The sequence below is a fragment of the Singulisphaera chitinilytica genome (genome assembly GCF_049331405.1).
Taxonomy (GTDB): domain Bacteria; phylum Planctomycetota; class Planctomycetia; order Isosphaerales; family Isosphaeraceae; genus PoT.
The window spans coordinates 4,490,893-4,515,843 of record NZ_CP186274.1 but is presented as its reverse complement, the minus strand read 5'-3'; the positions used below and the strand labels follow the sequence as shown (position 1 = coordinate 4,515,843).

Here is a 24,951-nt window from a genome sequence, read left to right as displayed (position 1 = left end):
TCGAACTCTTTCGAGAGGAATTCCGCGCGATGAGACTTCGACATAAGCTCGCGGCCGGCTCACTGACGGTCTTGCTGACGGCATCGGCGATGGCCGACGACGTGGTGCTCGTCCCCAACTCGAACGTGAAGGGGGCTGTGGGGGGACGGGTCCGCGGGACGATCGATTCCGAGTCGTCGACCAACGTCGTCGTGAAGCTGGGGGCGACGACCACGACCGTTCCGACCGGCGAGATCGCCTCGATCTCCTACACGGGCCAGCCGCCGGTCATGGTCCAGGCCGAGTCTCGCGAGTCGGCCGGCTCCCTGGCCGAGGCCGCCGACCTCTACAAGAAGGCGGCCGCCGAGGCCGAGAAGCCCTTTATCAAGCAGGCGGCCCTCTTCGCCCAGGCGAACGCGATGGCCGAACTGGCCCTGATGGATGCTTCGAAGTCCCCCGAGGCCATCACCCTGCTCGAGGCCTTCGTGCGTGCCCATGCCGGCGGCCGCCACGCCGTCTCTGCCTATGACAATCTCGCGAGGCTGCAACTCCAGAAGGAGGACTTCGCGGCCGTGGAGAAGACCCTGGCCGCCATGTCCAAGCTGCCGCAGAGCGCCGACCGCGCCGCGGTGCTCAGGGCCAAGGTCTTCGCCAAGCAGGGGAACTTCGATAAGGCTGTCGCCGAATATGATCAACTGATCAAGAACGGACCCGAGGGCTCGTTCCGCCAGCGCGAGGCGAAGCTGGCCAAGGCCGAAGGCCTCGCGGGCCAGAAGAAGTACGCCGAGGCCGAGGAACTCGTCCGCTCGGTCATCAAGTCGTCGCCTCCCGAGGACGTCCAGACCCAGTCCGCCGCCTACAACACTTTGGGCGATTGCCTCCGGGCGGCCAACAAGCCCAAGGAGGCGCTCGACGCCTACCTGCACACGGACATCCTCTACTCCAAGGACAAGGAGCAGCACCCTCGCGCCCTGGCCCAGATCTCCCATCTCTGGCGAACCCTGCGCCGCGATGACCGCGCCGATGAGGTCTGGCAGGTGCTCAAGAAAGAGTATCCCAACAGCCAGTGGCTCGCCTCTCGACCCGAGACGGCCCAGTAACGGGTTGGCTTTAGCGACCTGCTACCTGCAAAACGACGAAGGGGTGGGCCAATGCCCACCCCTTCGTCGTTTGATTCATCCGGATACCAGCGTCATTTGAGGAATCAGAAAGGCGGCGGGGTTGTCGCCTTGGGCGTCCCGGGCGTGGTGTTCGCTGGGCGGGTTCCTGTCGGACGGCCGGTGGGCCGAGTGCCCGTCGGGCGGCCGGCGGTGCCCGTCGTCGCGCCCGCGCGAGTCCCCGATGGCGGGGTGATCCCCGCGACTTCGCCCCCTTCGGCCGGGTTGGGGTTCGTCCCTTCGACCAAGCCGGTGTCCTCGCCGTTGAAGCGGATAAGGGTGCCCGCGACCAGGGGGACGGAGGTCGAGACGATCAGCGAATCTTTGGGACGCAGGAGCCCTGAGATCTGGACCCGGTCGGGGCCCGGCTGACCCAGGACACGCACCGGGACGTCGGTGACGTACTCGTTCCGGATCACCTGGATGCTGGCCGCGGTCGTCTCACCCTTGTCGGGGCGACGGAGCGAGCGGCTCGGGATGGTGGTGATCGTCGTGTTCGGGAGCGACGGGCTGAGGACGCGCAGGCCGGGCTCGAGGTCCCCCTTCGTGTTCGGGAAGACGACCAGAGCGGCGACGAAAGAGGTAGCCAGCTCTCGCAAGGGGGCGAGGCTCTCAGGGAGCGGAACCGTCGTGACGACCTTGCCCGAGACAGGCTGGCCCTCGATGAGGACGTTGACGGTCGCCCCTGCGCTCACCGACGCCCGGTCGAACGGGACCAGGGCTCGGAGGCTGGAGACGTCGGCCAGGTCACCGATCTTCGTCCCTTTCACCAGGAGCTGGCCGGGGCTGACGTAGAGGTCGAGCAGCTTACCCGCGAACGGGGCGCGGAGGGTGCATCGCTCGTACTCGACTTCGGCCAGTTCCACGCGCCCCTGGGCGGCCTCGAGCTGGGCCTGATTGATGGTTGCGGCGGTCCCGGTGCTCCCCTTGAGGGCCGCCTCGGCCTCCTTGACGTTGGCCTTGGCGATCTTGAGCCTCGAGGCGGCCTCGGTGCGGTCGAGCTGCCCGAGTTCCTGCCTCTCCTTGATGACCGTCCCGATGGGGGAGTCGAAGTTCCTCAGGATCCCATCCACCGGCGCGATGATCGTGACGCGGCGGATCGGTTCCAGGAACGAATAGATCTGATAGCGGTCGGGGGCCTTGAGCTCGAGCGGGATCGCCTCAACCTTGGCAGTGGCAGGGGCTTGTCCCCGAGCCATGCTCGCCGACGCGACCGAGACGATGAGGATCACGCAGGCGGTCGACCATCCCCGGAAGCTCATTGATGAAACCTCTCGACCCAGGGGAAAGGAATCCGGACGAGTCGGAGACGCACCTCCGACGCACGGCAAGATTGTGTTCATTCCGATGCTCGCAGCCCGGGAAAGTTCACCCTAAAGGGCCCGGATCCCATCGTCAAGACTCCAAGCCCCCGCGGCGTCTGCGTATCGATGTATCAAGCCGAATTCTTTCGGATACGTTCCAAGGCGTCTCAAAAGGCCTGGTCGTCAGCTTCGGCTTGATTCGGAATTTTGGTGTGGTTGTCCGCCATACTGTTTGTTACGATGGCCGACTCGGCTGATTTTTCAGGCATCGTTCATGAGGGTCTGTCGGCCGCGATTCGGTGCTCCGCAAGGCGGAAGTTCGAGGATACGGGGATCATGCCGAAGCTTAAGACGCACAAGGGAATCAAGAAACGATTCAAGGTTTCGGCGAACGGCAAGGTGAGCCACAAGCGATGCGGCTCGTCTCACTTGATGAGCCACAAGAGCGGCAAGCAAGTGCGTCGTCTGCGCAAGAAGTCGACCTTGAAGATCTCGGCCGAGGCCCATCGCCTGCGACGTGCCGTGCGTGAGCGCATCGGCTCGCAGCCCGAGGCCATCGAGGCCGGCAAGCTCGCCGCCCTGGCCGAGGCCAAGTCGGCCGAGACCGCCACGCCGTCGGCTTCCTGACTCGAGGCGAAGCCCACGGCAACGCGTGGGCGCGGCGCCCTGCCGCAACCCTCCGAGTTTCGAGGCGAGCCGATCGAAGCGTGTCGGCCTGCTTGGAACTTGAAGTCAATCGTTCGAAACGATCGTGAATCCTACGTGGGCTGCGCCCACACCACCCAAGGCCGGGACTCGTGCGACGTCTTCCACTCGTCCCGGTCCCCAGAGAGTTTGGACTGAGAATCACTCATGCGTGCAACGAAAGGCGCAGCCCGCAACAAGGCTAAGAAGCGACTGTTCCGGGCCACAGAAGGCTTCGTCGGTGGACGTCGCAAGCTGCTCCGCTCGGCCAAGGAAACCCTGCTCCGCGCCGGCATGTTCGCGTTCCGCGACCGCCGGGCCAAGAAGCGCGATTTCCGCCGCCTCTTCATCACCCGTCTGAGCGCCGCCGCCGAGATGCGTGGCCTGCGTTACAGCCGCCTCATCCACGGCCTGCACCTGGCCAAGATCGGCCTCGACCGCAAGAGCCTTTCCGAGCTGGCCATCCACGACCCGGAGACGTTCGACGCCATCGTGACCCGCATCCGGTCCGAGCTCGACCGTCACGACGCCGAAGTCCGCAGCCGCCAGGCTGTGAAGTCCGCCTGATCCCCGCAGCCTCGCGTTCGAGCGAGGTCGTTCGCCGGCTCCCGACTTGTTGGAATCAGCCCGCCGATTCTCGCCTTTCGAGATCCCGGCGGGTGTATTCTTCACAGGGGGAGCCGTCGTCGCGGAGCGAACCTGCTGATTTAACGACTAGCAATATAGGTTCGCGTATCCGCTGGATGTCCCGGTCGACTCCCGATTGATGGGTCTCATGAGCACCGCCGACACACTCTCGACTGCATTGGCTGACCTCGAGGCACTGGAAACGTCGGGCAAGGCTGCCTTCGGCCAGGCCCAGACGGGGGATGCGGTCGAGGCGGCCCGGATCGAGTTCCTGGGGCTGAAGCAAGGGCGCGTCAAGTCCGCCCAGGAACGCCTCAAGTCGCTCGAATCCGGCGCCAAGCGGGAGTATGGGCAGCGGTTCAACGCCGTCAAGCAGGCGCTCGAAGTCGCCTGGAACGACGCGAAAACTCGCGTCGAGCGGCCTGCGAGCGTGGCGGCCGGGATCGACGTGACCCTCCCGGGCCAGAAGCCCAGGCTCGGGCATCGCCATCCTTTGACCCAGACGGCCGACGAGCTCATCGACCTTTTCGGCCGCTTCGGCTTCGCCGTGGCCCGAGGCCCCGAGGTCGAGGACGTCCGCCATAACTTTGAAGCACTCAACATCCCCCTCTCTCACCCCGCACGCGACCCGCTCGACAACTTCTATCTGCCCGGCGGCACCATGCTCCGCAGCCAGACGAGCACCGTGCAGATCCGGGTGATGGAGAATCAGCCTCCGCCCGTCCGCGTCATCGCGATCGGCCGTGTCTATCGCCCCGATACCGTCGACGCCACCCACTCGTTCATGTTCCACCAGATCGAGGGGCTCATGGTCGACAAGGGGGTGACCATGGCCGACCTCAAGACGGTGCTACGCCTCTTTGCCGAGAGCTATCTCGGCAAGGACGTCCAGATCCGATTCCGGCCCTCGTTCTTCCCGTTCACGGAACCGAGCGTCGAGGTCGATATGCTCTGGCATGGCGGCGACCGTTGGGTTGAAATGGGTGGCGCCGGGATGGTGGACCCGAACGTCTTCCGCGCCGTCGGATACGACCCGGAAGAAGTGACCGGGTTCGCCTTCGGCCTCGGCATCGAGCGGCTATGCATGCGTCGCCATGGGATCGATGACATCCGCCTCCTCTATCAGAACGACTCGCGGTTCCTCTCCCAGTTCTAAGTCAGCCGGCAAGAATGCGGATATCCAGGCCGTGGGCAAGTTTGGGAGAGGATACGCCCGAATCCGATCCGACCGCGTTCAGCCAGCCGAGCCGATTCTTACTCTCCGTTCGACTCCCGTGATGAGCCGGGATTCGATGTTCTCCTAGAGATAATCGAGGCCACTTCGATGGCGAGCGATCTGAGTAAAGTGATCGTGTCGACCGGCGCCACGGCGAATACCACGAGCGTCCACCACCGCGAGTTCCCCGAGATTCGCGCTGAAGGTGAGTCGCCCGTCGATGCCGCCAACCATCTGGCCAACCACCTCACCCGTGCCCTGGACAGCGCTTTGACGCAGTGGCGTCGCGAGACGATCGAAGCCGCGATTGCCGACGTCCAGGCGTTCGTCGCCCAGGGCGCATAACTCCCTGCCCGCGGCGAGACGCACATCCATGGCGACGACCCTCGACGAGAGCGAACCGGCGGCACCGAAGCTGGTGCGAGGCCTAGGCCAGCTCGACGCTACCATGATTGTCATGGGGTCGATGATCGGCTCCGGAATCTTCATCACATCGGCCGAGTCGTCGCGGCTCGTCGGCTCTCCCGGCTGGCTCCTGGCCGCCTGGGCCCTGGCGGGCGTTATGACGATCACGGGGGCCCTCTGCTGCAGCGAGCTCGCCGCCATGATGCCGAAGGCGGGGGGGCAGTATGTCTTCCTCCGCGAGGCCTATGGCCGGGCCTTCGGGTTCCTCTTCGGCTGGTCACTCTTCCTCGTCGTCCAGACGGGGACCATCGCGGCGGTGGCCGTGGCGTTCGCCAAGTTCCTAGGCGTCTTCCTGCCGAAAATCGCCGCCGACGTGTATATCATCCCCCCCTGGGTGATCGGCCGCTATGCGCTGAGCCTTTCCACCCAGCAACTCGTCGCCATCGCCGTGATCGCGATCCTCACCGCGACGAACATGCGAGGGCTCGAGACGGGTAAGTGGATCCAGAATACGTTTACGTTCACCAAGACGGCCGCCCTCATTGGCCTGATCGTGATCGGCTTCGCCCTGGGGATGAATCGCGAGGCCGCGGCCTGGACCTCGTCATGGTTCAACCCCTGGGACAACGGTTGGACACCCGCGCAGGCCCAGGAAGGCCTGCCCGCCCTGGGGGGCCTGGCCCTGGCGATGCTGCTCGGCAAGGCGATGATCGGTCCCCTCTTCTCGCAGTCGGCCTGGAATAACGTGACCTTCACCGGGGCGGAAGTGCGCAACCCCGGCAGGAGCCTCCCGCTGGCCCTCACCATCGGGTGTGGCAGTGTCGTCGCCCTCTACCTGCTCGCGAACCTGGCCTACCTCGTGACTTTGCCGTTCGACCGCATCCAACATGCACCTCAGGACCGGGTCGCCACGGCGCTCATGCAGGTCGTGGCGTCGCCTCAGGGGCAACTCGGCACCTTGCTGATGGCCGGGGCCATCCTGATCTCCACGTTCGGGTGCGTCAACGGCCTGATCCTCGCCGGGGCCCGCGTCTACTACGCAATGGCGACCGACGGTCTCTTCTTCTCCAGGGTCGCGACGACCAATAGCCGGCACGTCCCGGCCGCGGCGCTCCTGACTCAGGGGATCTGGGCCGCGATATTGACCCTGCCGGTCACCGTGAAGCTGAATGCCCAGAAGCAGGGGCTCGAGTTCGGCAACCTGTATAACCAACTCCTCGAATACATCATCCCGGCCGATGTCGCCTTCTACATGCTGATGGTGGGAGCGGTCATGGTCCTGAGGCGCAAGTCGCCTCACCTCGATCGCCCATATCGGCTGGTCGCGTATCCGCTGCCGGCGCTGATCTATATCGGGCTTGCCCTCCTGCTGGTCGTGGACTTCATCTACCTCGCGCCCGAGACCTCGGGGATCGGCTTCGCGATCGTGCTGACGGGGATTCCCGTCTACCTCGTCTGGTCATACGCGGGGAAGGGCAGCCGCTCTTCCTCGGAGCCGTCGGGGCTCGACGGCCAGGCCTGAGGATAATAGGGCAGGGGGGAAGCAGGACTCGCCCGCCGCCTTAACTCGTAAACTCGCTCCAGGTATCCTCGATTTTAGGGAAGCCGATGATCGTCAGTTGGAACTGGCTCACGCAATATGTCCGGCTCGATATGCCTGTGGAAAAGCTGACCGATCGGCTCGCCCTGACGGGACTGAACCACGAGTCGACGGATCTCGTGGGTGATGACTTCGCCATCGATCTGGAAGTGACGAGCAACCGGCCCGACTGTCTCGGGCACCTCGGCATCGCGCGCGAAATCTCCGTCCTCTACAACAAGACATTGGTGACGCCCGACCCATGGCCGAAGACCTCGGGCGTGGACGTCGGGCAGATCACGTCGGTTGCGCTCGAAGAGGAAACGCTCTGCCCCCGGTTCACCGCCAGGGTCATCACGGGCGTGAAGGTGGCCGAGAGCCCCTTCTGGCTCCGTCGGCGTCTGGAGACGATCGGCGTCCGCCCCATCAGCAACGTCGTCGACGTGACGAACTACGTCATGTTCGAGTGCGGCCAGCCCTTGCACGCCTATGACCTCGACCGACTCGCGGGCAAGCGGCTCGTAGTCCGCCGCGCCCAGAAGGGCGAGACCTTCAAGGCGATCAATAACAAGGTTTACGAACTGACCCCCGACATGCTCGCGATCGCCGACGCCGAGCGGCCCGTCGGCCTCGCGGGGGTCATGGGGGGGCTCGACACCGAGATCGGCCTCCACTCCACGAACGTCCTGATCGAGGCCGCCCGATTCGACTCCATGTCGATCCGCAAGACGGCCCGGGCCCTGGGCTTGCACAGCCCGGCCAGCTACCGCTTCGAGCGACCCCTCGACCCGGAACGCACCGAATGGGCCAGCCGCCGCTGCGCCGAGCTGATCCTCGAGATCGCCGGCGGCACGCTGCATCCGGGCTTCATCGACGTGGGGAGTGCGAGCCTCGAGCGAACCCCCGTAACCCTGCGATATGCTCAGATTCGCCGGATCCTGGGCATCGAAATTCCGCGCGAGCGAGTGCTGGAGATCCTTCGAGACCTCGGCCTCGAATGCCTCGAATCATCGGAAGACTCCTCGACGCATCGAGCCCCGAGCTGGCGGAGCGACCTCGAGCGCGAGATCGACCTCATCGAGGAAGTGGCTCGCATTCACGGTTATGAGCATATCCCCGAAAACAGGGCCGTCCCTCTGGCGAGCTCCCCGCGTGCGAAACGGGAGCGAGTGGAGACGGAGATTCGCCAGGCTCTGACCGCCTGCGGCTTCGACGAGGCCGTGACCCTAAGCCTGGTTTCGGAGGAGCTGAGCCCTCCGATCCAGGAATCGCCCGCCCTGAGCCCGATCCGCGTCGACCATTCGAGCCGCAAGAAAGAAAATGCCTTGCGGCAGAGCCTGGTACCGAGTCTGCTCGCGGCGAGACGACACAACGAGGCGCATGGCAATCCGGACACCGAGCTCTTCGAGATCGCCGGGGTCTACCTCCCGATCTCGGGCAAACCGTTGCCCGAGGAGCCTACCCGGCTTGCCCTCGTCAGCGGCCGCGACTTCTTCGGTCTCAAGGGGGTGGTCGAGGCTTTGCTCGGCCGGCTCCATGCCGATCAGGAGCTCACGATCCGTCCCGCCACGCTCTCACCGTTCACGCCCGGCCGATCGGCGGAATTGCTGCTCCAGGGCAAGCATTTCGGCTACATCGGCGAGGTCGATCGCAAGCAACTCGACGCCTGGGAGTTGCGGGGAGCGACCTCGGCGGCTGAGCTTGAGTTCAACCTCTTGCAGGATCTCGCGGACCTCGTCCCGGCTCATCGATCCTTGCCGTCGTTCCCGGCCGTGACGCGTGACCTCTCCCTGGTCCTGTCCCTATCGACTCCCTGGGGAGACCTGGCGGGAGCCGTCAAGGATGCAGCAGGACCGACCCTCGAGTCGGTGACCTATCTCGACTCGTTCTCGGGTGGCAACCTGCCCGCCGGCATGCAGAGCCTCCACTTCGGAATGCGGTTCCGGCACCCGGAACGGACCCTGACCGGCGACGAGGTCGAGCAGGCCGTGCGTTCCGTCGTCGATACCTGCGCCGGCCGCTTCCAGGCGACGCTCCGATCCTGATCAGGACGGTGCGACGGCCTGCGGATCGGAAGGGGTTCTCTTTTCTCCAGCAACTTCACCGACGGCGCCCAAGCCATGTTCGATAATCGTTGGGAAAACTGGATCGGTGACTTCGTCGACTCGTTCAAGGGGAGCCTGATCGACGCATCCGTGCGCGAGCATGTTCCCGAGATCTTGACGACGTTTGGCGAGGCCGTGCGCAAGATCGACCCGGACTTCCCCGATGAGGTCAGTCCCGGTACGTTCGCTACGGTTCTGAACGAGTCGATGCCGCGCCTCACGCTCCCCGACCCCGCCAGGCCGCACGTGCCCGAGGTGATCGTTCAGTTCCTGGAATACCTCCAGGACAGCGGCCGTCTCGGGGACGCCGAGGACTGGGCGGCTCAGATTCGCGTGATCGCGCAGAACTATGCAGAGCGGCTCAAACCGGGCGGGGGCGTGAAGGGGGTGACGATCCGCAGGCATGCCGAGTCGTCCCCCGTTGGTCGCAACGACCCATGCCCCTGCGGCTCGGGCAAGAAGTACAAGAAGTGCTGCATGGGCCGAGCTTGAGCTCGCCAGGATCTCATCGAGGGCCCTCCTCGAACGTCTTGAATCCTTCGAAATGGAAAAGGAGCGGGCCGGGATACCACTGGGTATCCCGGCCCGCTCCTTGTCGCTTCGAAGCCGCGGCTTCGGAGTTAGACGAATATCTTCCCGAGGCGGTGACTAGACCGTCGGTGGACCTTCGAGGATGCGGCGACCGGCCACGATGGCGACCACGAACAGAACCAGGAAGATGAAGAAGCAGACGCGAGCGATGTCAGCGGCGATGCCTTCAACCTGATAGAAGCCGAGGAAGCCGGCGATCATGGCGATGATCGCGAATGTGAGCGCCCAGCGAAGCATGATAGGAGTCCTCAGTTGTAAGTGGGTGGTGCGGCGATCTGTTTTCCCATCCGGCCCGAGCGATCCGCCAATTTGGGAAGCAAGATTCGCTCAAGCCGGATTTCGTTGATTGATTTTTATCGCGAACGGAGTGCCAAACCGACGACGATTCCCGCCACGAGGCCGACGCCGAAGGCCGCGGCGACGGACTGGGCCGGGTTGGTCCGGACCACATCCTGGGCGTAGTCATAGCGCTCGCGGGCGGAGTTCGCCACGTCGCCGTAGTGCTCGCGGAGGCGGCCACCGGCCTGCTGGGCGAAGTTGCTGACCGACTCGGCCGCGTGCGAGATCGCCGAGGAGCCGTGGGAGGTCAGATCGGTCAGAAAACGCTCGATAGCCTCGCGGCCTTCGCCCGTCCTCTGCTGGATCCGGCCGACAAGCTGGTCGATGTTGCCGCCCTGGATCTGGAGGTCGTCTTCGGTGAGCTGACCCCAGCGTTCCTTGACCTGGCCGCGAAGCTTGTTCCACTGCCCCTGAAGCTCTTGAGCGTTGATAGCCATCTCGGAAGGCTCCTTTGATTACCTCGTTTCACCGGCGACTCTACCGGCTGTCTGGAGGAACTATCTAGCAACGCCAATGCCAACTCAGAGAAATCACCAATCTTTGAATTCACGATTTCGCCAACAAAAAAAGGACGCCCCTCGAACACGTCGAGGGGCGTCCTTTATGCTTCAAATCCAGGTGAAATCAAATCACTTGGGGGCTTCAACCGGCTTGGCGTCGGCCGGGGGGGGGTTGTCGCCGGTCTTCTTGACGGACTCGGTGGTCGTGGTGGTGCCGCCGGGGGTCTCGACCGTCGTTTCTTTCTTGGCCTCTTCGCCGCAACCGACGAAGCCCATGGTCAGACCGAGGATCACAGCCGAAGCCAGAAGGCTCTTCATAGTTGAATTCCTGTCTCAGAGGTCAAATCGGTGTTTCGAAACAAACTGGATCCCACGTCGGGACCATTGTCCTCGAAACCGAGACTCGGGTGACTAGGGCAAGACGCGTGCCAGCCGTCAATCCTCCCCGAAAACCTGCGTTTTTGGGGAGTGTCTGCGAACGATGGTAGCGTATTGTCGCGCACCCTTATTCCCGGCAGCAATTTAACTTCTCGGCATAGGCCTTGCAACAACCTGGATTTCGTTCGTCGATCGATTGCGTTGGATCAGACCGTGAAGATTCGACCTTCGACGACCACTCCTGGAGGAATATCGCAATGCCTTCGAAACGAGAAGAACACGGTCGTCAGAATGGTGGTGCCGGCCGTGGCGTCCGCGAGACGCTCCGTTCGCACGAGGACCAGGTCCGAGAGGGTGTGGAAAAGGCCGCCCAGTACGGCTCCGAGCAGTGGGATCACGCCCGCGAAGAGGCCGCCCGCCGTTACTCGGACGCGCAGGATATGGTCCGCCGCAACCCGGCTCCTTCCGTCCTCGTGGGCCTGGGCGTCGGCTTCGGGCTTGGGCTGGTCCTGACGACCCTGCTGGGCCGCCGCGAGGAGACCTGGGCCGAGCGGAATTTCCCCGAAACCTACCGCGGTGCGTCGAATTCCTTCCATCACCTCGCCGACTCGGTCCGGAACCTCCCCGACGCCATTTCGAGGCGTATCCCCAGCCACTTCGGCCGGAGCTGAGCGAGTTGACATCGATCAGGCGGTAACCTCGAAGACGCTTCTCAAGCACTCGGGGTTTGCCGTCTCCGAGCCGTCACGATCGCTCGTTCATCGTCGAGCATGCCGCATCGCGAGAGAACTCGGGCCCGACTTCCGGCTTCTGCGTAGGATCCTACGTAGGAGCCGGTTTTCGTTGGATTTTCCCGGATCAGGTAATCCGACGGGCGGTAGTTCCTTGCCTTTCTCCTCGCGATTGGCCCCAAATAGTTGGGATAGGTGGGCCGAATACCTCTCAGCAAATAAGCGTGTTGCGCGGAGTCGAGACCGTGTTGAGAAACTGGCGAGCTTGGGTGCTCTTGCTGCTCCTGGTCGGCCCGATCCTGGTCTACATCGGGCTCGGGGCCCTGTGGCTTAAAGACCGAGGGTGGCTGTTGATCGCCGGCCTGATCTGGATCGCCACGGGCGTCCTCTTTTCGGTCCTGGCCTCACTGTGGACGAAGTCTCAGCGTGCGTTGCTGCCGCCGCTCGACTGGGAGGCCCCCAATACCTTCTCCGACCTCGATCGCAAGGCCTGGTCGCTCGTCGAGAACGAGGCCGAGGCGGGGGACAAGCTCGCCATCGAGGTGTTGACGGGTGCAGATGTTTATATTAATTCGGGGCGCCGCCTGGCGCAGGAGCTGGCTGAGCACTATCATCCCTTGAAGTCGGACCCACTCGGGCAAGTCCCGTTCGTGGAGTTCATGACGGCCATGGAGTTGGCCGCGGAGGACCTCAATCGCCTCTGCCGGCAGGTCCCCGGCGGAGACATGCTCACTGCGTCCCACCTCAAGCAGGCCGTGCAGGTCGCGGGCTACCTCCAACGCGCCAATGATATCTATTCCTACCTGCTGCCGATCTTCAACCCGATGTCGGGCCTGATGCGGCTGGGCGCCCAGCAGTGGATGGCCAAGCCCGCCTGGAAGAACATGCAGCAAAACTTGCTGAGGTGGTTCTATCGAGCCTATGTTAATCGGTTAGGTGTCCACCTCATCGAGCTCTATAGCGGACGGCTCGTCATCGGGGCGGAGCAATATCGCCGCCTGACGCGCAAAGGGATGCGTGACACGCACGCGATCGAGCAGGAGATGCAGACGTTCGTCGTCGCCGTGGTGGGGGCGAAGGGCTCGGGCAAGTCTCGCCTCGTCGAGGTGCTCGAGGAGGCTCGTTCGGGCGACCTGACCTTGGTGAAGGCCCGACTCGAGGCGGCGGGGCTCGACCAGTCGCTCATGGATCGGCTCAAGACGGCCCGGTTCCTGGAGGTTCCCGGTTATTCGGTCAACCCGTCAGGCGAGTCGGCCCGGGATCGGTCCACACGTCGCGAGGCCGTGGAACTCGCGGTCCAGGCCGACATCCTGTTCATCGTGGTCAACGGCAAGCAAGACTCGAGCCGGGGGGACGTGGCCTTCGCCGAGGCCTGGAACCGCTGGTATCTCGAGAATCCCCGCCTGGAGATCCCGCCAGCCATGGCCGTCGTCACGATGGTCGACTCGCCCGAGTTCGGCTCCGAGTGGAAGCCCCCGTATGATTGGACGAAAGGCAATCGCGACCGCGAGGCCGCCGTCCGCGCCAGGCTGGGAGCCTTGCGCGCCGCCTTGCCGCCGACGATCAACGAGATGGTTGCCGTAGGCCTCGAGAAGACGTCGACTTTCGGGATTGTCGAGCACGTGCTCCCGACTCTCGCCACCCTTTTGCATCGGGCCGAGCGAGTTGCACTCATCCGGCACCTCCACGAGGCCGCGACCCGATCCAAAGCTCGCCGCCTCGTCGATCAATTTGGCCGCCAGGGCAAGCTCCTCTGGAACCACCTGCGAGAGTCTCGCAAGCCGAAGGAGAAGCAGGACACTCAGGCCACCCAGGTCTGAGCCGCTTCCTCATCCTGCGCATCGGGCTGCCGATCGGGTCGGGAAGTGCGGGAGTCTTCAACTTATGTCAGATTCAATCACGTTATCGGCATCGGTGGTCGGAACGAGATCACCATTTCCTGAAGAATGGCAGGTCGGCTGAGGACGCGATTGCCTTCTCGCAACATCGATTGGGTTTGCTATCGATCGGACAAGGTGCGGACCAGCGGCGAGGATGTGATGATGGGAATCCCAAACAGTGACGCCGTATTTTGGCACCGTGCTTGCTGTTAATAGGAACATCTAGGCCAGCCTCGGGATCCGATCTCGAGGCTGTGTGACGAGACACAAGACGCTCAGCGGAGAGCAAGCGTGGCCACTGCGACAAGCGACGTTGATGACATTCGCCGGCAGATGGCTCAGATCCGGCACGAGCTTCATCAGGACGTGAAGGGAGTCGTGGCAGTCACCGACTGGCATCGCCACCTTCGCTCGCATCCCTGGCTGATCCTCGGCGCGACGGCCGCCCTGGGCTATCTCATCGTCCCCCGGCGATACAAGCCGACGACGCAGATCCAGGCGATCCCCGTCCCGGCCGAATCGCTCGCCCAGACTGTCCATGAGGCCCCCAAGAAGAAGGCGTCCAAGGGGATTGCCGGGCTGGCCTGGGGGATGCTCGGCCCGGTCGCGATCCGGGCGGCCCAGAGCTATGCCGTGGGCTATTTGGAGAGCCTGATCGCACAGCAGCAGCACGGGCCGGGGATGCCGCCCGTTGGGCCTTCTTCGAGGCCCGATCGACCGGCCGGCTCCGGGCACCCGACCGGGAAGTAACTGGGATCAAACCTGCCCTTTCTCCTTCGAGGAACCTCGCCATGATCGACCGAATCCAGGAGATGGAGTCGAATTACGGGCCTCAAGTCGATGAGCTCAAGTCTCGGGCGCTCGAGGTCATGGCCACGGCAAAAGAACGCCTGGCCGAAGGACGAGACGCGGTTCGGGAATATGCCGTCAAGGAACCGGTGCGTGCCCTGGGCATCGCCCTGGGAGTGGGGGTCGTCCTCGGATGGATAATCAAGCGACGATGAACGGGAGCCAGAAGGACGGCCAGGACGAAGGGGTGGTCGGGAACATCACGGGGTTCGCCAACGACGTGGCGACGCTCTGCGAGCTCCAGGCCAAGCTCATCTCCCTGGACGCCAAGGACTGCGCGACGCGAATCGCCATCCCCTTCGGCACGATGGTCGGGGCCGTTGTCGCGATCATGGGCGCCGTGCCGGTCGTCCTCTTCGGCATCGGGTACCTCGTGGCCGAGGCCTTCAAGTTGTCCAACGGGCTTGCGCTCGTCATCGTGGGGATCACCACAATCGTCCTCGGTGCCATCATCGCCGCGGTCTCGGCCAAGCTGGCCTCGAAGTCGACCGCGAGTTTTCGACGTTCCCGAGAGGAGCTGTCCAGGAACTTCCTTTGGGTCAAGACGGTGCTGACCTATAGTGGTCGGCCCGCCTCGCGACGCCGGTTCTGAGCTGTCGGTCATGTCCCCCTCTCCGTGAAGCAAATTTACGCCCCGTGGCGGCGAGCAACTCCTCTTTCCAGAGTGGTGCTCGCCGCCACGGGGCGTACTCTTGTTGGCCAGGCTTCGAAGGATTACGGGTTCGGAAGTCGATCCATGCCGAGTCATACGTCTCATTCTCAGCCGGTCGATTCATGGCTCAGCGACGCACTCGCGAGCTCTCAGGCTTGGTGCCAAATGAGAACCGGGCGGTCCTCGGAGTATACTCCGAGGACCGCCCGGCTTATTGTTCAAGGATATACGTCTTGATGGTAGCTCGCGAGGCGAGAACGACGGGACGAATGATACGAATTAGGCCTTCTCGATGACCTCGGTAACGGTCTCTCCCAGGGCGCGGGTGGAGACGTGGGGAGCCAGGTCGACCAGGCTGATGATGCCAAGGAGTTGCTCCTCGGCATCGACGACCAGCAAGCGGCCGTAACCCGCTTCGTTCATCTTCTCGAGCACCTCCTCGACGGGCGTCTCCGGCGCGACGGATGGGACCCCCTTTGACATCAGTTCGCTCACGGGGAGCTCATCGAGCTTGGCTCGATACTCGGGGAGTGCCAGGGCCACATCGCGATCGGTGACGATTCCGACCGCCTTGCCGTTGTCGAGCACCGGGACGGCCACGCAATTGGCGTCCCGGAAGATCAGGACGGCTTCGAGCACGGTGCTGAAGATGGAACAGGTCCGCGGGGCCGACGTCATCACGTCGGCGGCCGTCGAACGGGTCGAGTCACTGGCGCCCATCGGCATACGCTCCCAGGAGGTCCTTCGCATCTACGGAAAGATGAATTCAAATCATGCAAGTTTGGGACCGGCCGCGGCTCATGTCGACTTGAACGGATATTTGTCGATCTCGTACTGGCTGATCTTTCCCGAGACGCTCCGGCGCGAGAGTCCGCAGAGCTCGGCACAACGCCCCACGTTGCCCCTCGTCTTCTCGAGGGCCTTGAGGATGTACTGCTTCTCGATCTGCTCGGTGGCTTCCTTCAGGTAGTAGGGCAGGGGGTGCTTGAGGTCGATCTCGAACCGTGGCCGTTCCTCAGTCGATCCCCCCGTGACTCGCGGCGGGAGCTTGTCCAGGTTGATCGTGTCCCCCACGGTGGTCACCGAGACGCGTTCGATGGCATTCTCGAGTTCGCGGACGTTGCCCGACCAGCGGTACGTGAGGAGCCGTTCCATCGCGTCGGGGGCGATCTTCTTGGGCGGCTCGTTGGGTCGGGCGTACTTGTTGAGGAAGTGCGTGATCAATAGCGGGATGTCCTCGGCCCGTTCGCGGAGCGGAGGCAGGTCGATCTTGATCACGTTAAGCCGATAGAAGAGGTCCTCCCGGAATCGCCCTTCCTTCACTTCTTTCTCGAGGTTCTTGTTGCTCGCGGCGACGACCCGGACGTCGACCTCGATGCTCTCGTGGCCACCGACCCGCTCGAACCTGCGTTCCTGGAGCACGCGGAGGAGCTTGGCCTGCATGGCCGCCGAGATGTCTCCGATTTCGTCGAGGAAGATCGTCCCCTTATCGGCCATCTCGAATCGCCCCTTGCGACGCGATTCGGCGGAAGTGAACGCTCCCTTCTCGTGACCGAAGAGCTCGCTCTCCAGCAACGATTCGGGCAGGGCCGCGCAGTTGATGGCGACCAGGTTCCCCTGCCTTTCCTCGCTCGAGTAGTGGACGGCCTTGGCGATGAGTTCCTTGCCGGTCCCCGTCTCACCTTCGATGAGCACGGTACTCTTGGTGCCTGCGATGTGGCGCACCAGCTCGAAGATGGCGTGCATCTTCGGATTCTTGCTGATGATGTTGTTGAAGCTGTAGCTCTCCTTGAGCTGCTGCCTCAACCTTAACACCTCATCCTGCAGGGCCCGTTGCTTGAGCGCACGGTCCATGACCAGCTTGAGGTGATTGGGGTCGATCGGCTTCGTCAGGAAGTCGTAGGCACCCAGACGCATGGCCTCGACGACCCGGTCGATCGAGCCGAAGCCCGTCGTCACGATCGTGGTGACGAGGACCCGTCGTTGGGCAACTTCCCTGATGAGCTCCATACCGCCCATTCCGGGCATTTTGAGGTCGGTGATCAGGACGCTGTAGTCGGTGGCGCTCAAGGCTGTGAGCGCCTCCTGGGCGCTCGACACCGTATCCACGCTGAGGGCGTCGGACTCGAGAAGCTTGCGAAGCTGGGAGGTCAAGTAGGGGTCGTCATCGACTACAAGCAGTTTTCTGCGCATGGGTACATCCTTCTTGAGTCTCTCGTCGAATTCCGGATTTCGGTTCTGGCGCCCTTTCTTTATGGCAGCGGATTCAAGGCAAATCTAATTCCATGTCGCAGAAATTTTCTCATTTGCGATTGGATTTCCCACTTTGTGCAAAGCAGGTTGCAGGTTGCCCGTGATTGTCTATCCTGCTTCCCGATCTTGCTTTTCTCCTTGTTGCCAGAATACGCCACATGGGGCTTTTTGAGGTATCGTTTTTGCTGTTTTGTCGTTGTATGTCGTTAGAGCATGCTCGTCCCGACACGGGCCGGTTCGGGCAGCCGGGCTTTTCAGGAGCTTTAGCCATGATCCACACCGCGCGTACCAACTTCCCCCCAGATATGACCCGCGCAGCGGATTTCCCGGCGATGGGCACTATTGAGAACATGGCAAACGAGACGCTCGATCGCTTGAAGGATTACGCCCGGGAGAATCCGGTTTCCTTCGGACTATGGGCCGTCGGCATCGGATTTGTCTTGGGCTGGAAGCTCAAGCCCTGGTGATTCCATGGGGAAACTGGCCGCTAAATCGAGTCGCGGCCAGTTTCCTAACTATTGGCCTCAGGACTTGCGAGTTCAGACAGGCTTTGATCCTTAGAGTGGGCGGGTCTTTCACACGCTGGCGGCCTTATTTTCGAATAAGAGTGAGTCCTTCCCGGCTCTCGTCGTCCGTCGGTGGCCTCGAGCTGCAAGCCGACTCGAGAAACCGCGTCGACGATGAGAAGTAACGGGAGTCGCATTCGGATCCGCCGTTGGGTTGCGAGACGAATCTCCTGGACGTTGCATCTCGGTTGAAGCGAGAAGTCGAGCCCCGACCCGTCCTGATCCGTTTACTCGATGGATGTCCAGTCGTCGGAGTTCCGGAATCTCCCGACGTGCTGGCGTGCGAAAAAAGACATCGGGGCCGGATGCCGATGTCTCAGCCAAGGGACCGATTACGAATGCTGTCGACAACGCAGTCGGGCGAACTCGTGAGTGCGACGACTCGCCCGCTCATCGTGCTGGTGGGGTCGGAATCCGGTTTGCTCGCGGAGATTCGCTCCGAGCTCGAGTCCTCCTCTTCGTGGTCGGTCGAGAACCTATCCGGCTTGACTGAGTTGATGACATCCCTGCGCAAGAACAAGCCCGCGCTGTTAGTTGTGGGTGACTTGCTGGGCATGAACGAGTCGGGCCTGTCCGATTTCGCCAAGACGCTGAAGGGCGTCGGCCTCCGCTGGATCCAGGTCATCGACTCCGACGAGATCCACGACCGAGGCGCCACGCCACTTGATGCGGCCGACGACTGGATCCACCGAAGCCGCATCTCGACGGAGCTTTCGGCTCGCGTCGCCCGCGTTTTGAGGAAGGCCCACACGCAGACGGCCACGACGCCCACCCGGTCGAGCAACGACCTCCGGCTCGTCCCGCTGATCGTCCATGACCTGCGGACGCCTTTGAACGTCGTCGGGCTCTCCTTGCCGATGATCGAGCCGGCCTTGCCTCGGAATAACGAGGAACTCCAGGAGAGTTATCGCTTCGTCGAGGAGAATTTTCGGCAGATCGAGCGCATGCTCGCCCTTCTCAGCGACTACAACCGCCTCTTCGAGATCGAGGTGCCTGGATCTCCCTCGGAGTTCAGCCCCAAGCGGATGCTGAGCGAGGTCGTGGAGAACCGCAGCTTCGGCAAGAACGGCCGGCCGGTTCGCATCGACCTCCTCGTGGACGACTCGTGCCCGGAGACCGCCTCGCTCGACCAGGTCCGGGCCCGCCAGGCGATCCACTATGTGCTCGCGAACGCCGTGGCCGCGTCGTCGAACGCGAAGGTGCAACTCTTCGCTCACGGAAGCCCGGATCGCTGGGTGATCGAGTTCCGCGTCAGTGACCCGGCTCCTTCGTCCGTCACGACGATGGCCCTCCAGTCGCGCTCGTTCGAGCGGCTCTGCGGCACTGTCGGCGAGCGCCGAGGCATGGACTTGGCCGTCGCGGCGAGGATCAGCGAACTCTTCGGCGGCAGTGCCCGGATCGAGGCCGACAAGGAGAAGGGGACGAGCGTCATCCTCGACTGGCCCTCGAAGCTCGACACGATCTGAACCAGTACAAGCGCCAAGCCACCTGACACGTGAGCCAAATCGGACGACTCGGCCAAACATTCAAATCGACAACCTTTGAAAGGAAACGCCAACATGGCGACCGTCCCGACGATCAACCGAAGTTGGATCGCCGATGAATTTTCGAAGGGGATCGAGGGGATGCGGTCCTCGGTCGATATCGCCAATGAGCGTGCGACCTCGCCGCCTCACGCAGCCTTGAGCGTTCTCTATCACGAGATGGCATCCGTGGCCGAGAAGAACCGGGATGTCGTCGAGACGATCGCCATCCGCTATGGTTACTCGCCCACGAAAAGCGTCACCGAGGGGATTAGCGAGACCCTGGGACGTCTCAAGGATCGAATGGAGGATCTCGTCACCTCCGAGACCGAGCTCGAAAAGGTCTCGCACGACCTCATGGCCAAGGCCAATTCGATCCACTGGTGCACCGCCTGGATCCAGACCTTCCAGGGGATCGGCGACGTCGAGAGCGCCCAGGAACTCTCGGGCGTCCTGGCCGACGAACGGGCCCATCGCGACGCACTGCAAGAGGGCCTGAACCGCATGGTCCTCAAGGGGGCCTCGGGTGAAGAGGTCTCGCACGGCTCCTGAGACTCGGGTGCTGACGTCGAAACGTCTCGGGTCGCTCCCGCCCTGATGGGGCGGGGGCGCCGGATCTCCACGGCCCGGGACGATCCAGGAATTGGTCCGATGAGCCAAGTTATTGGATGACATGCTGAAACGATGACGATTGTCACACGTTGTGGATCCTCGTTCGACTCGGCAAGAGAGAGCACAACCCATGGCGCACGCGTGGAAACCTCGATGGCTCGCCAACGTCGATCAGGCCGCTCTCCGTTCGTTGGGCCGGGAGGGTTGGGATCGATTCAACGAGAACGAGTTGATGACGCGGGCCGCGGGGGTCGCCTTCTATGCGATGCTGGCGATCGTCCCCTTCCTGGGCCTGATCCTGACGCTCGTCGTCCGGCTCTTGCCCGACATCACCGGGCATTCGCACACCACGGACGGGATCGGTGACTTGACGGTCGAGCAACTGGAGAACACCCTTCGCTCGCTGTTCCCTCGGGAGGCCTATGAGGTCGTCAAGGATCAGATCGCTCGCATCCAGGGGGATCTGCCCGTCGGCCTCGTCTCATTCGGCCTGGCGATCACGATCTGGCTCTCGTCGAGCCTGTCCGTCGCCGTCATGGACGCGATGAACCGCATCTACGGCGTCCGCGAGAGCCGGCCCTTCTGGAAGCTCAGGCTGATCGCGATCTTCACGACGATCCTGCAGGCGTTTCTACTCGTGGGCTCGCTCCTCGCCATCGTCGCCTGGCCGCAGGTCCTGAGCTGGGTGGGTTGGAGCTGGAACGCGGCGGCCCTGGCGACGGCCATCCGGTGGGTCTGCGTGATCGCGTTGGTCCTGCTGAGCTTCGCCTTCAGCTACTTCATGGGCCCGGACTGCAACCAGAAGTGGCGATGGGTGACGCCGGGCTCCCTCCTGGGTACCTGCGCGTTCCTGCTCGTTTCGTATGGTTTTCGTGTTTATGTGCAGAATTTTGCGAATTATAATCAGACGTATGGATCGCTGGGTGGGGTCATGGTGCTCCTCTTCTGGTTCTGGCTGTCGAGCCTGATCTTGCTCTGCGCCGTACAGATCGACCAGATCATCGACGCCAAGCACAGCAAGGGGACGCCCTCGCGTTGCGCCGACGACTGGGACTCGAGGAAGCAGTACGAGGCGAACAAGGAGCCGGAACTCGCCGGATCCTGAGCCCGAGCCTGATTGATCACCTTCGGGCCGACCTGGCGCCAGGGAAATACGACGCGCGTTTCCAGGGGAGGACCGGGAGGCTACCGTGGGGAGAGAGATCGGGGTTCCACCGTCATTCACGACGCGATCGAGAGCGATATCGACGAACAGGGCGACTGGTTCGTCCGTTCGACCTGCCCGCAACTGTCCCTGCCCCGAGACAACTCGAAAGACAAGCATCGGGACGATTCGGATCGTACTCCTCTCCAACCTTCGATCGAGGCCCTGAAGACCAAGCCGGAAATCGAGCTGGACAATTCCTCGCGGGCGTCACTCCGGCGGCTTTTCGGGCTTTCGATTCTGCCGGAAGATCGCGACGGTGCCGGCGAACCAGAGCACGAACCCGCTCAATAGTCCGATCATGAAGAGTTGCTGGGAGTCGACCCCGAGGATCAGCGCAGGCACCTGCTGCTTCCTTGAGGCGATCAGGCCCAGCAGGCAAATCATTTCCAGCAAGAGCCCGACGCGGCGGATGATCTGGCCGTTCACCGATTTCATGGCTCGTCTTCGTTAGACGTGGATGACCAGCGCGTGACTCGGCATCTCTCACAAACATCCGTGAGCGATTGGTCCTCGACACGCAGGCGCAATGCCTGAATCCCCCATCGAGTGCCTCGGCCCGTTCCGATCCGATCAGGAGCAGGGGAGTTTGCCTCAATGCGGTGGAAAAAGAAACCCCTCGCCCCTTGCCGGTCGCAGCCGGCCCGGGGCGAGGGTTTGATCGGGTTCGATTGACCGAGGGTGGGGGAACGGCCTGAGCGATCAGACGCGAGGGGCGACGATCGCGGTCATCCGTTTCCCTTCCATCGAAGGGGTCTTCTCGACCTTGGCAACGTCTTCTAGCGCCACGAGCACTTCGTCCATGACCTTTCGGCCTTCGTCGATGTGCGCAAGTTCGCGACCGCGGAAGAGGACGTTGACCAGCACCTTATCCTTGTGCTCGAGGAATTCGCGGGCCCGCTTGACCTTGACCTCGATGTCGTGGTCGCCGGTCTTGGGGCGGACGCGGATTTCCTTCACCTGGACCTGATGCTGTTTCTGCTTCGAGGCCTTCTTCTTTTGCGAATACTTGAACTTGCCGAAGTCCATGATTTTGCAGACCGGGGGACGCTCATTCGGAGCGACTTCCACCAGGTCCAGACCCGCCTCGCGGGCGGCTTCCTGGGCCTTGCCGGTCGGCATGACTCCAAGCATGGCCCCTTCAGCATTGATGACCCGCACGGGTGAAATGCGGATCTGCTCGTTAACCCTGAGATTCCGGTCGATAGCGTCCTCCTGGGACGTAGGCTACGGGCTTCGCCTTGCGAAGCAGCGGAGAGCTCCCTCGCGAAGGGGAGCGGACCGCCATCGGATCGAAAGCTACCTGCCACCGCGGCAGGCCTACATTTCGTCGCGAAGCAATCCTAAGCATTACTCTGAGACGTCTGCGGTGTCAAGGCATGATTTTTCGGTGAAGGTGCGGGGCGAACTCCCGGCAATTCGCGGGTGTCTTGGCAGGCAACGATGGGTTGGATTACCCTGAACGGCGCAGGGGCCTCGTACCGGCGTTGTGGGTCGGGGGAAGGTACGCCTGCGTCTTCAGGGTTCTGTCCAGGAAAGGCCGGCCTCAGCGGGGCCGGGCGCGGATGATGGTGCAGATCAAGTTGCCGGACGGTTCGATCAAGGAGTATCCGGAAGGGGTCCGTCCTCGCGAGGTCGCCGAAGGGATCGGCAAGAGGCTCGCTGAGGCGACGATCGCCGCGGTCGCCAACGGGACGATCGTCGACATCGATCGGCCGCTTGAGGATGGCACGACGGCCCCGATCGAGCTCCGGCTCCTGACCTCGAAGGATCGAGAAGCATTGGACGTCCTGCGGCACTCGACCGCGCACATCATGGCCAGGGCCATCCTCCGCCTCTTCCCGGGGGCCCGGCTCGCCTTCGGCCCGACCACGGCCACCGGCTTCTATTACGACGTCGACCTGCCCGGCAAGCCGCTCTCGGAAGACGACTTCCCGGCGATCGAGGCCGAGATGGCCAAGATCCTCAAGGACGCCGAGCCGTTCGAGCGCTTCAGCCTGCCGGTCGCCGAAGCCCGACAGTTCGTCGAGGACCTCGGCCAGGCGTTCAAGGTCGAGCACATCGACGACGAGCTGCACAAGTACGGCATCCTCAGCTTCTACCGCCAGGGGGAATTCGTCGACCTCTGCCGGGGGCCGCATATCCCGCACGCCGGCAAGGTCGGGGCGTACAAGCTGCTCTCGATCGCCGGGGCCTACTGGAAAGGCCGGACCGACGGCCAGGTCCTCCAGCGCGTCTACGGCACAGCCTTCTTCGACAAGAAGGAACTCGACGCCTTCCTCGCCCAGGTCGAGGAGGCGAAGAAGCGCGACCACCGGCGCCTTGGCAAGGAACTCGGCCTCTTCACGATCTCCAGCCTCGTCGGCTCGGGCCTCATCCTCTGGATGCCCAAGGGGGCGATGGTCCGCGGGATCCTCGAGCACTTCCTCAAGGATGAGCTGACCAAACGCGGCTATCAGCCGGTCTACACCCCGCACATCGGCAGGATCGAGCTGTATCAGACCTCGGGGCACTACCCCTATTACAAGGATTCGCAGTTCCCCGTGCTGCGGATGCTCGACGACTCGGCCATGGCGTTGATCGGCGGGCTCGAGAAGGATGAGCTCGACGAGCCGACCCAGAAGATCCTCCTGGCCAAGGCGGGGATTCCCGAGTCGATGCCGGTCATCGGCCACGACCCGGCCAACCCCGCGGCCACCGCGCTCAATTACTGGAAGCTCGATAAGGCAGGGAAGATCAAATACGTCGAAGAGAACGGCGTGAGCGAGGAATACCTCCTCAAGCCGATGAACTGCCCGCACCACATCCAGATCTACGCCGCGCAGCCGAGGAGCTACCGCGACCTGCCGGTACGCCTCGCCGAGTTCGGCACCGTCTACCGCTATGAGCAGTCAGGCGAGCTCTCGGGCCTCACCCGCGTGCGCGGTTTTACGCAAGACGATGCGCACCTCTTCTGCACGATGGACCAGGTCCGCGGCGAATTCCGGGCGACCATGGAGTTGACCCAGTTTGTGCTCAACAGCCTCGGCTTGACCGACTACAAGCTCCGGCTCTCGAAGCACGACCCCGAAGATCCGAAGTACGCCGGCGCCCTGGGCGACACCTGGCTCCGAGCCGAGGCCGATATCCGCGCGGTGCTCGACGAGATGGGCCTGCCTTATGAGGAAGCCCCCGGCGAGGCGGCCTTCTACGGCCCCAAGGCGGACTTCATCGTCCGCGACTGCATTGGCCGCCAGTGGCAACTCGGCACGGTCCAGCTCGACTACGTGCTTCCCGAGCGGTTCGGCCTCGAATACACGGGGCCGGACAACCAGCCGCACCGCCCGGTCATGATCCACCGCGCCCCGTTCGGCAGCATGGAACGGTTCATGGGGATCCTGATCGAGCACTTCGCCGGCGCCTTCCCACTCTGGCTGGCGCCCGAGCAGGTCCGCGTCTTGCCGATCTCGGACAAGGTCGCCGATTACGCCAAGCACGTCCTGGCCGAGCTCCAGGCGGCCGGACTGCGGGCGACGATGGATCTTCGTCCCGAGAAGATCGGGTCCAAGATCCGCGACGCCCAGCTCGAGAAGATCCCGGCGATGCTCGTCGTCGGCGTCAAGGAGGCGGAGACCGAGGCCGTCTCGTACCGCGACCGGATCGACGGCGACCAGGGAGCCTTGCCCTTGACCGAGGCCATCGCCCGCCTCAAGGCCGAGGCCGAGTCTCGCGCGATCCGGCAGGTCGCGCCCCCGGCAGCGGCCGCCCCGGCCGAGGCACACGCCCAGAGCCACGAGTATTGATCGAGCGGCGAGACGCTCGCCGGCGATCACATGTC

The 24,951-nt window shown here is 63.3% G+C and carries 26 protein-coding genes; 18 read left to right on the top strand and 8 right to left on the bottom strand.

Annotated elements, in window-relative coordinates; translation table 11 throughout:
* The first annotated feature begins 29 nt into the window (after positions 1 to 29).
* A complete protein-coding gene (locus tag ACOYYX_RS18010; RefSeq protein ID WP_422931296.1) occupies positions 30 to 1,079 on the top strand; it encodes a tetratricopeptide repeat protein in 1,050 nt (349 codons plus the stop codon).
* A gap of 104 nt (positions 1,080 to 1,183) precedes the next feature.
* Here the strand turns inward: ACOYYX_RS18010 and ACOYYX_RS18005 are convergent, their stop codons facing one another.
* The gene (locus ACOYYX_RS18005; RefSeq protein ID WP_422931295.1) at positions 1,184 to 2,398 is read right to left on the bottom strand and encodes an HlyD family secretion protein; all 1,215 of its coding nucleotides are present in this window, start codon (positions 2,396 to 2,398) and stop codon (positions 1,184 to 1,186) included.
* A gap of 378 nt (positions 2,399 to 2,776) precedes the next feature.
* Here ACOYYX_RS18005 and rpmI point away from each other — a divergent pair, with 378 nt between their 5' ends.
* The 7 genes from rpmI (at position 2,777) to ACOYYX_RS17970 (ending at position 9,548) form a co-directional block, all read left to right on the top strand.
* A complete protein-coding gene (gene rpmI / locus ACOYYX_RS18000) occupies positions 2,777 to 3,067 on the top strand; it encodes a 50S ribosomal protein L35 (protein WP_422931294.1) in 291 nt (96 codons plus the stop codon).
* Positions 3,068 to 3,292: 225 nt separating this feature from the next.
* Positions 3,293 to 3,691, top strand: coding sequence for a 50S ribosomal protein L20 (rplT, locus tag ACOYYX_RS17995; protein WP_422931293.1), 399 nt, complete (start codon positions 3,293 to 3,295; stop codon positions 3,689 to 3,691).
* Positions 3,692 to 3,899: 208 nt separating this feature from the next.
* On the top strand, positions 3,900 to 4,907 hold the full coding sequence (locus tag ACOYYX_RS17990; protein WP_422931292.1) for a phenylalanine--tRNA ligase subunit alpha: 1,008 nt from the start codon (positions 3,900 to 3,902) through the stop codon (positions 4,905 to 4,907).
* Between the two features lie 168 nt (positions 4,908 to 5,075).
* On the top strand, positions 5,076 to 5,312 hold the full coding sequence (locus tag ACOYYX_RS17985; protein ID WP_422931291.1) for a hypothetical protein: 237 nt from the start codon (positions 5,076 to 5,078) through the stop codon (positions 5,310 to 5,312).
* A 28-nt stretch (positions 5,313 to 5,340) separates the two neighbouring features.
* Positions 5,341 to 6,894, top strand: coding sequence for an APC family permease (locus ACOYYX_RS17980; RefSeq protein ID WP_422931290.1), 1,554 nt, complete (start codon positions 5,341 to 5,343; stop codon positions 6,892 to 6,894).
* 86 nt (positions 6,895 to 6,980) lie between these two features.
* On the top strand, positions 6,981 to 8,996 hold the full coding sequence (gene pheT / locus ACOYYX_RS17975; protein WP_422931289.1) for a phenylalanine--tRNA ligase subunit beta: 2,016 nt from the start codon (positions 6,981 to 6,983) through the stop codon (positions 8,994 to 8,996).
* A gap of 75 nt (positions 8,997 to 9,071) precedes the next feature.
* Complete coding sequence (locus ACOYYX_RS17970) at positions 9,072 to 9,548, top strand: SEC-C metal-binding domain-containing protein (RefSeq protein ID WP_422931288.1); 477 nt, start codon at positions 9,072 to 9,074, stop codon at positions 9,546 to 9,548.
* A gap of 156 nt (positions 9,549 to 9,704) precedes the next feature.
* On the opposite strand, the gene ACOYYX_RS17965 is transcribed toward ACOYYX_RS17970, so the two are convergent.
* The 3 genes from ACOYYX_RS17965 to ACOYYX_RS17955 form a co-directional block, all read right to left on the bottom strand.
* Positions 9,705 to 9,884, bottom strand: coding sequence for a DUF1328 domain-containing protein (locus ACOYYX_RS17965; protein ID WP_422931287.1), 180 nt, complete (start codon positions 9,882 to 9,884; stop codon positions 9,705 to 9,707).
* 116 nt (positions 9,885 to 10,000) lie between these two features.
* Positions 10,001 to 10,423 carry a CsbD family protein gene (locus ACOYYX_RS17960; RefSeq protein WP_422931286.1) on the bottom strand — a complete coding sequence of 141 codons (423 nt, stop codon included), beginning with the start codon at positions 10,421 to 10,423 and terminating at the stop codon, positions 10,001 to 10,003.
* 192 nt (positions 10,424 to 10,615) lie between these two features.
* A complete protein-coding gene (locus tag ACOYYX_RS17955) occupies positions 10,616 to 10,804 on the bottom strand; it encodes a hypothetical protein (protein WP_422931285.1) in 189 nt (62 codons plus the stop codon).
* A gap of 317 nt (positions 10,805 to 11,121) precedes the next feature.
* On the opposite strand from ACOYYX_RS17955, the gene ACOYYX_RS17950 reads away from it, so the two are divergent.
* The 5 genes from ACOYYX_RS17950 (at position 11,122) to ACOYYX_RS17930 (ending at position 14,916) form a co-directional block, all read left to right on the top strand.
* The gene (locus ACOYYX_RS17950) at positions 11,122 to 11,535 is read left to right on the top strand and encodes a hypothetical protein (protein WP_422931284.1); all 414 of its coding nucleotides are present in this window, start codon (positions 11,122 to 11,124) and stop codon (positions 11,533 to 11,535) included.
* 305 nt (positions 11,536 to 11,840) lie between these two features.
* Positions 11,841 to 13,415: a GTPase gene (locus tag ACOYYX_RS17945; protein WP_422931283.1), complete on the top strand. Its 1,575-nt coding sequence runs from the start codon at positions 11,841 to 11,843 to the stop codon at positions 13,413 to 13,415.
* A gap of 351 nt (positions 13,416 to 13,766) precedes the next feature.
* Entirely contained in the window at positions 13,767 to 14,225 is a 459-nt protein-coding gene (locus ACOYYX_RS17940) for a hypothetical protein (protein ID WP_422931282.1), read from the top strand.
* Between the two features lie 41 nt (positions 14,226 to 14,266).
* The gene (locus ACOYYX_RS17935; RefSeq protein WP_422931281.1) at positions 14,267 to 14,479 is read left to right on the top strand and encodes a DUF883 family protein; all 213 of its coding nucleotides are present in this window, start codon (positions 14,267 to 14,269) and stop codon (positions 14,477 to 14,479) included.
* Positions 14,458 to 14,916 carry a phage holin family protein gene (locus ACOYYX_RS17930; protein ID WP_422931280.1) on the top strand — a complete coding sequence of 153 codons (459 nt, stop codon included), beginning with the start codon at positions 14,458 to 14,460 and terminating at the stop codon, positions 14,914 to 14,916. The genes ACOYYX_RS17935 and ACOYYX_RS17930 overlap by 22 nt, the downstream gene beginning before the upstream one ends.
* Before the next feature lie 339 nt (positions 14,917 to 15,255).
* Here ACOYYX_RS17930 and ACOYYX_RS17925 read toward each other — a convergent pair whose 3' ends face one another.
* Together ACOYYX_RS17925 and ACOYYX_RS17920 are read right to left on the bottom strand one after the other, a co-directional pair.
* Positions 15,256 to 15,696, bottom strand: a complete 441-nt coding sequence (locus ACOYYX_RS17925; protein ID WP_422931279.1) for a CBS domain-containing protein — start codon at positions 15,694 to 15,696, stop codon at positions 15,256 to 15,258.
* Between the two features lie 78 nt (positions 15,697 to 15,774).
* A complete protein-coding gene (locus tag ACOYYX_RS17920; protein WP_422931278.1) occupies positions 15,775 to 17,169 on the bottom strand; it encodes a sigma-54-dependent transcriptional regulator in 1,395 nt (464 codons plus the stop codon).
* 164 nt (positions 17,170 to 17,333) lie between these two features.
* Here ACOYYX_RS17920 and ACOYYX_RS17915 point away from each other — a divergent pair, with 164 nt between their 5' ends.
* The 4 genes from ACOYYX_RS17915 to ACOYYX_RS17900 all read left to right on the top strand — a co-directional run bounded on the left by ACOYYX_RS17915 (position 17,334) and on the right by ACOYYX_RS17900 (position 21,035).
* The gene (locus ACOYYX_RS17915) at positions 17,334 to 17,696 is read left to right on the top strand and encodes a hypothetical protein (RefSeq protein ID WP_422931277.1); all 363 of its coding nucleotides are present in this window, start codon (positions 17,334 to 17,336) and stop codon (positions 17,694 to 17,696) included.
* Between the two features lie 437 nt (positions 17,697 to 18,133).
* Complete coding sequence (locus ACOYYX_RS17910) at positions 18,134 to 19,261, top strand: ATP-binding protein (protein ID WP_422931276.1); 1,128 nt, start codon at positions 18,134 to 18,136, stop codon at positions 19,259 to 19,261.
* Between the two features lie 93 nt (positions 19,262 to 19,354).
* Entirely contained in the window at positions 19,355 to 19,870 is a 516-nt protein-coding gene (locus ACOYYX_RS17905) for a hypothetical protein (protein ID WP_422931275.1), read from the top strand.
* 190 nt (positions 19,871 to 20,060) lie between these two features.
* The gene (locus ACOYYX_RS17900) at positions 20,061 to 21,035 is read left to right on the top strand and encodes a YihY/virulence factor BrkB family protein (RefSeq protein ID WP_422931274.1); all 975 of its coding nucleotides are present in this window, start codon (positions 20,061 to 20,063) and stop codon (positions 21,033 to 21,035) included.
* 309 nt (positions 21,036 to 21,344) lie between these two features.
* Here the strand turns inward: ACOYYX_RS17900 and ACOYYX_RS17895 are convergent, their stop codons facing one another.
* Both ACOYYX_RS17895 and infC read right to left on the bottom strand, forming a co-directional pair.
* Positions 21,345 to 21,572, bottom strand: a complete 228-nt coding sequence (locus ACOYYX_RS17895) for a hypothetical protein (protein WP_422931273.1) — start codon at positions 21,570 to 21,572, stop codon at positions 21,345 to 21,347.
* Positions 21,573 to 21,836: 264 nt separating this feature from the next.
* Complete coding sequence (gene infC / locus ACOYYX_RS17890; protein WP_422931636.1) at positions 21,837 to 22,340, bottom strand: translation initiation factor IF-3; 504 nt, start codon at positions 22,338 to 22,340, stop codon at positions 21,837 to 21,839.
* Positions 22,341 to 22,702: 362 nt separating this feature from the next.
* On the opposite strand from infC, the gene thrS reads away from it, so the two are divergent.
* The gene (thrS, locus tag ACOYYX_RS17885) at positions 22,703 to 24,916 is read left to right on the top strand and encodes a threonine--tRNA ligase (protein ID WP_422931635.1); all 2,214 of its coding nucleotides are present in this window, start codon (positions 22,703 to 22,705) and stop codon (positions 24,914 to 24,916) included.
* The last annotated feature ends 35 nt before the right edge of the window (positions 24,917 to 24,951 follow it).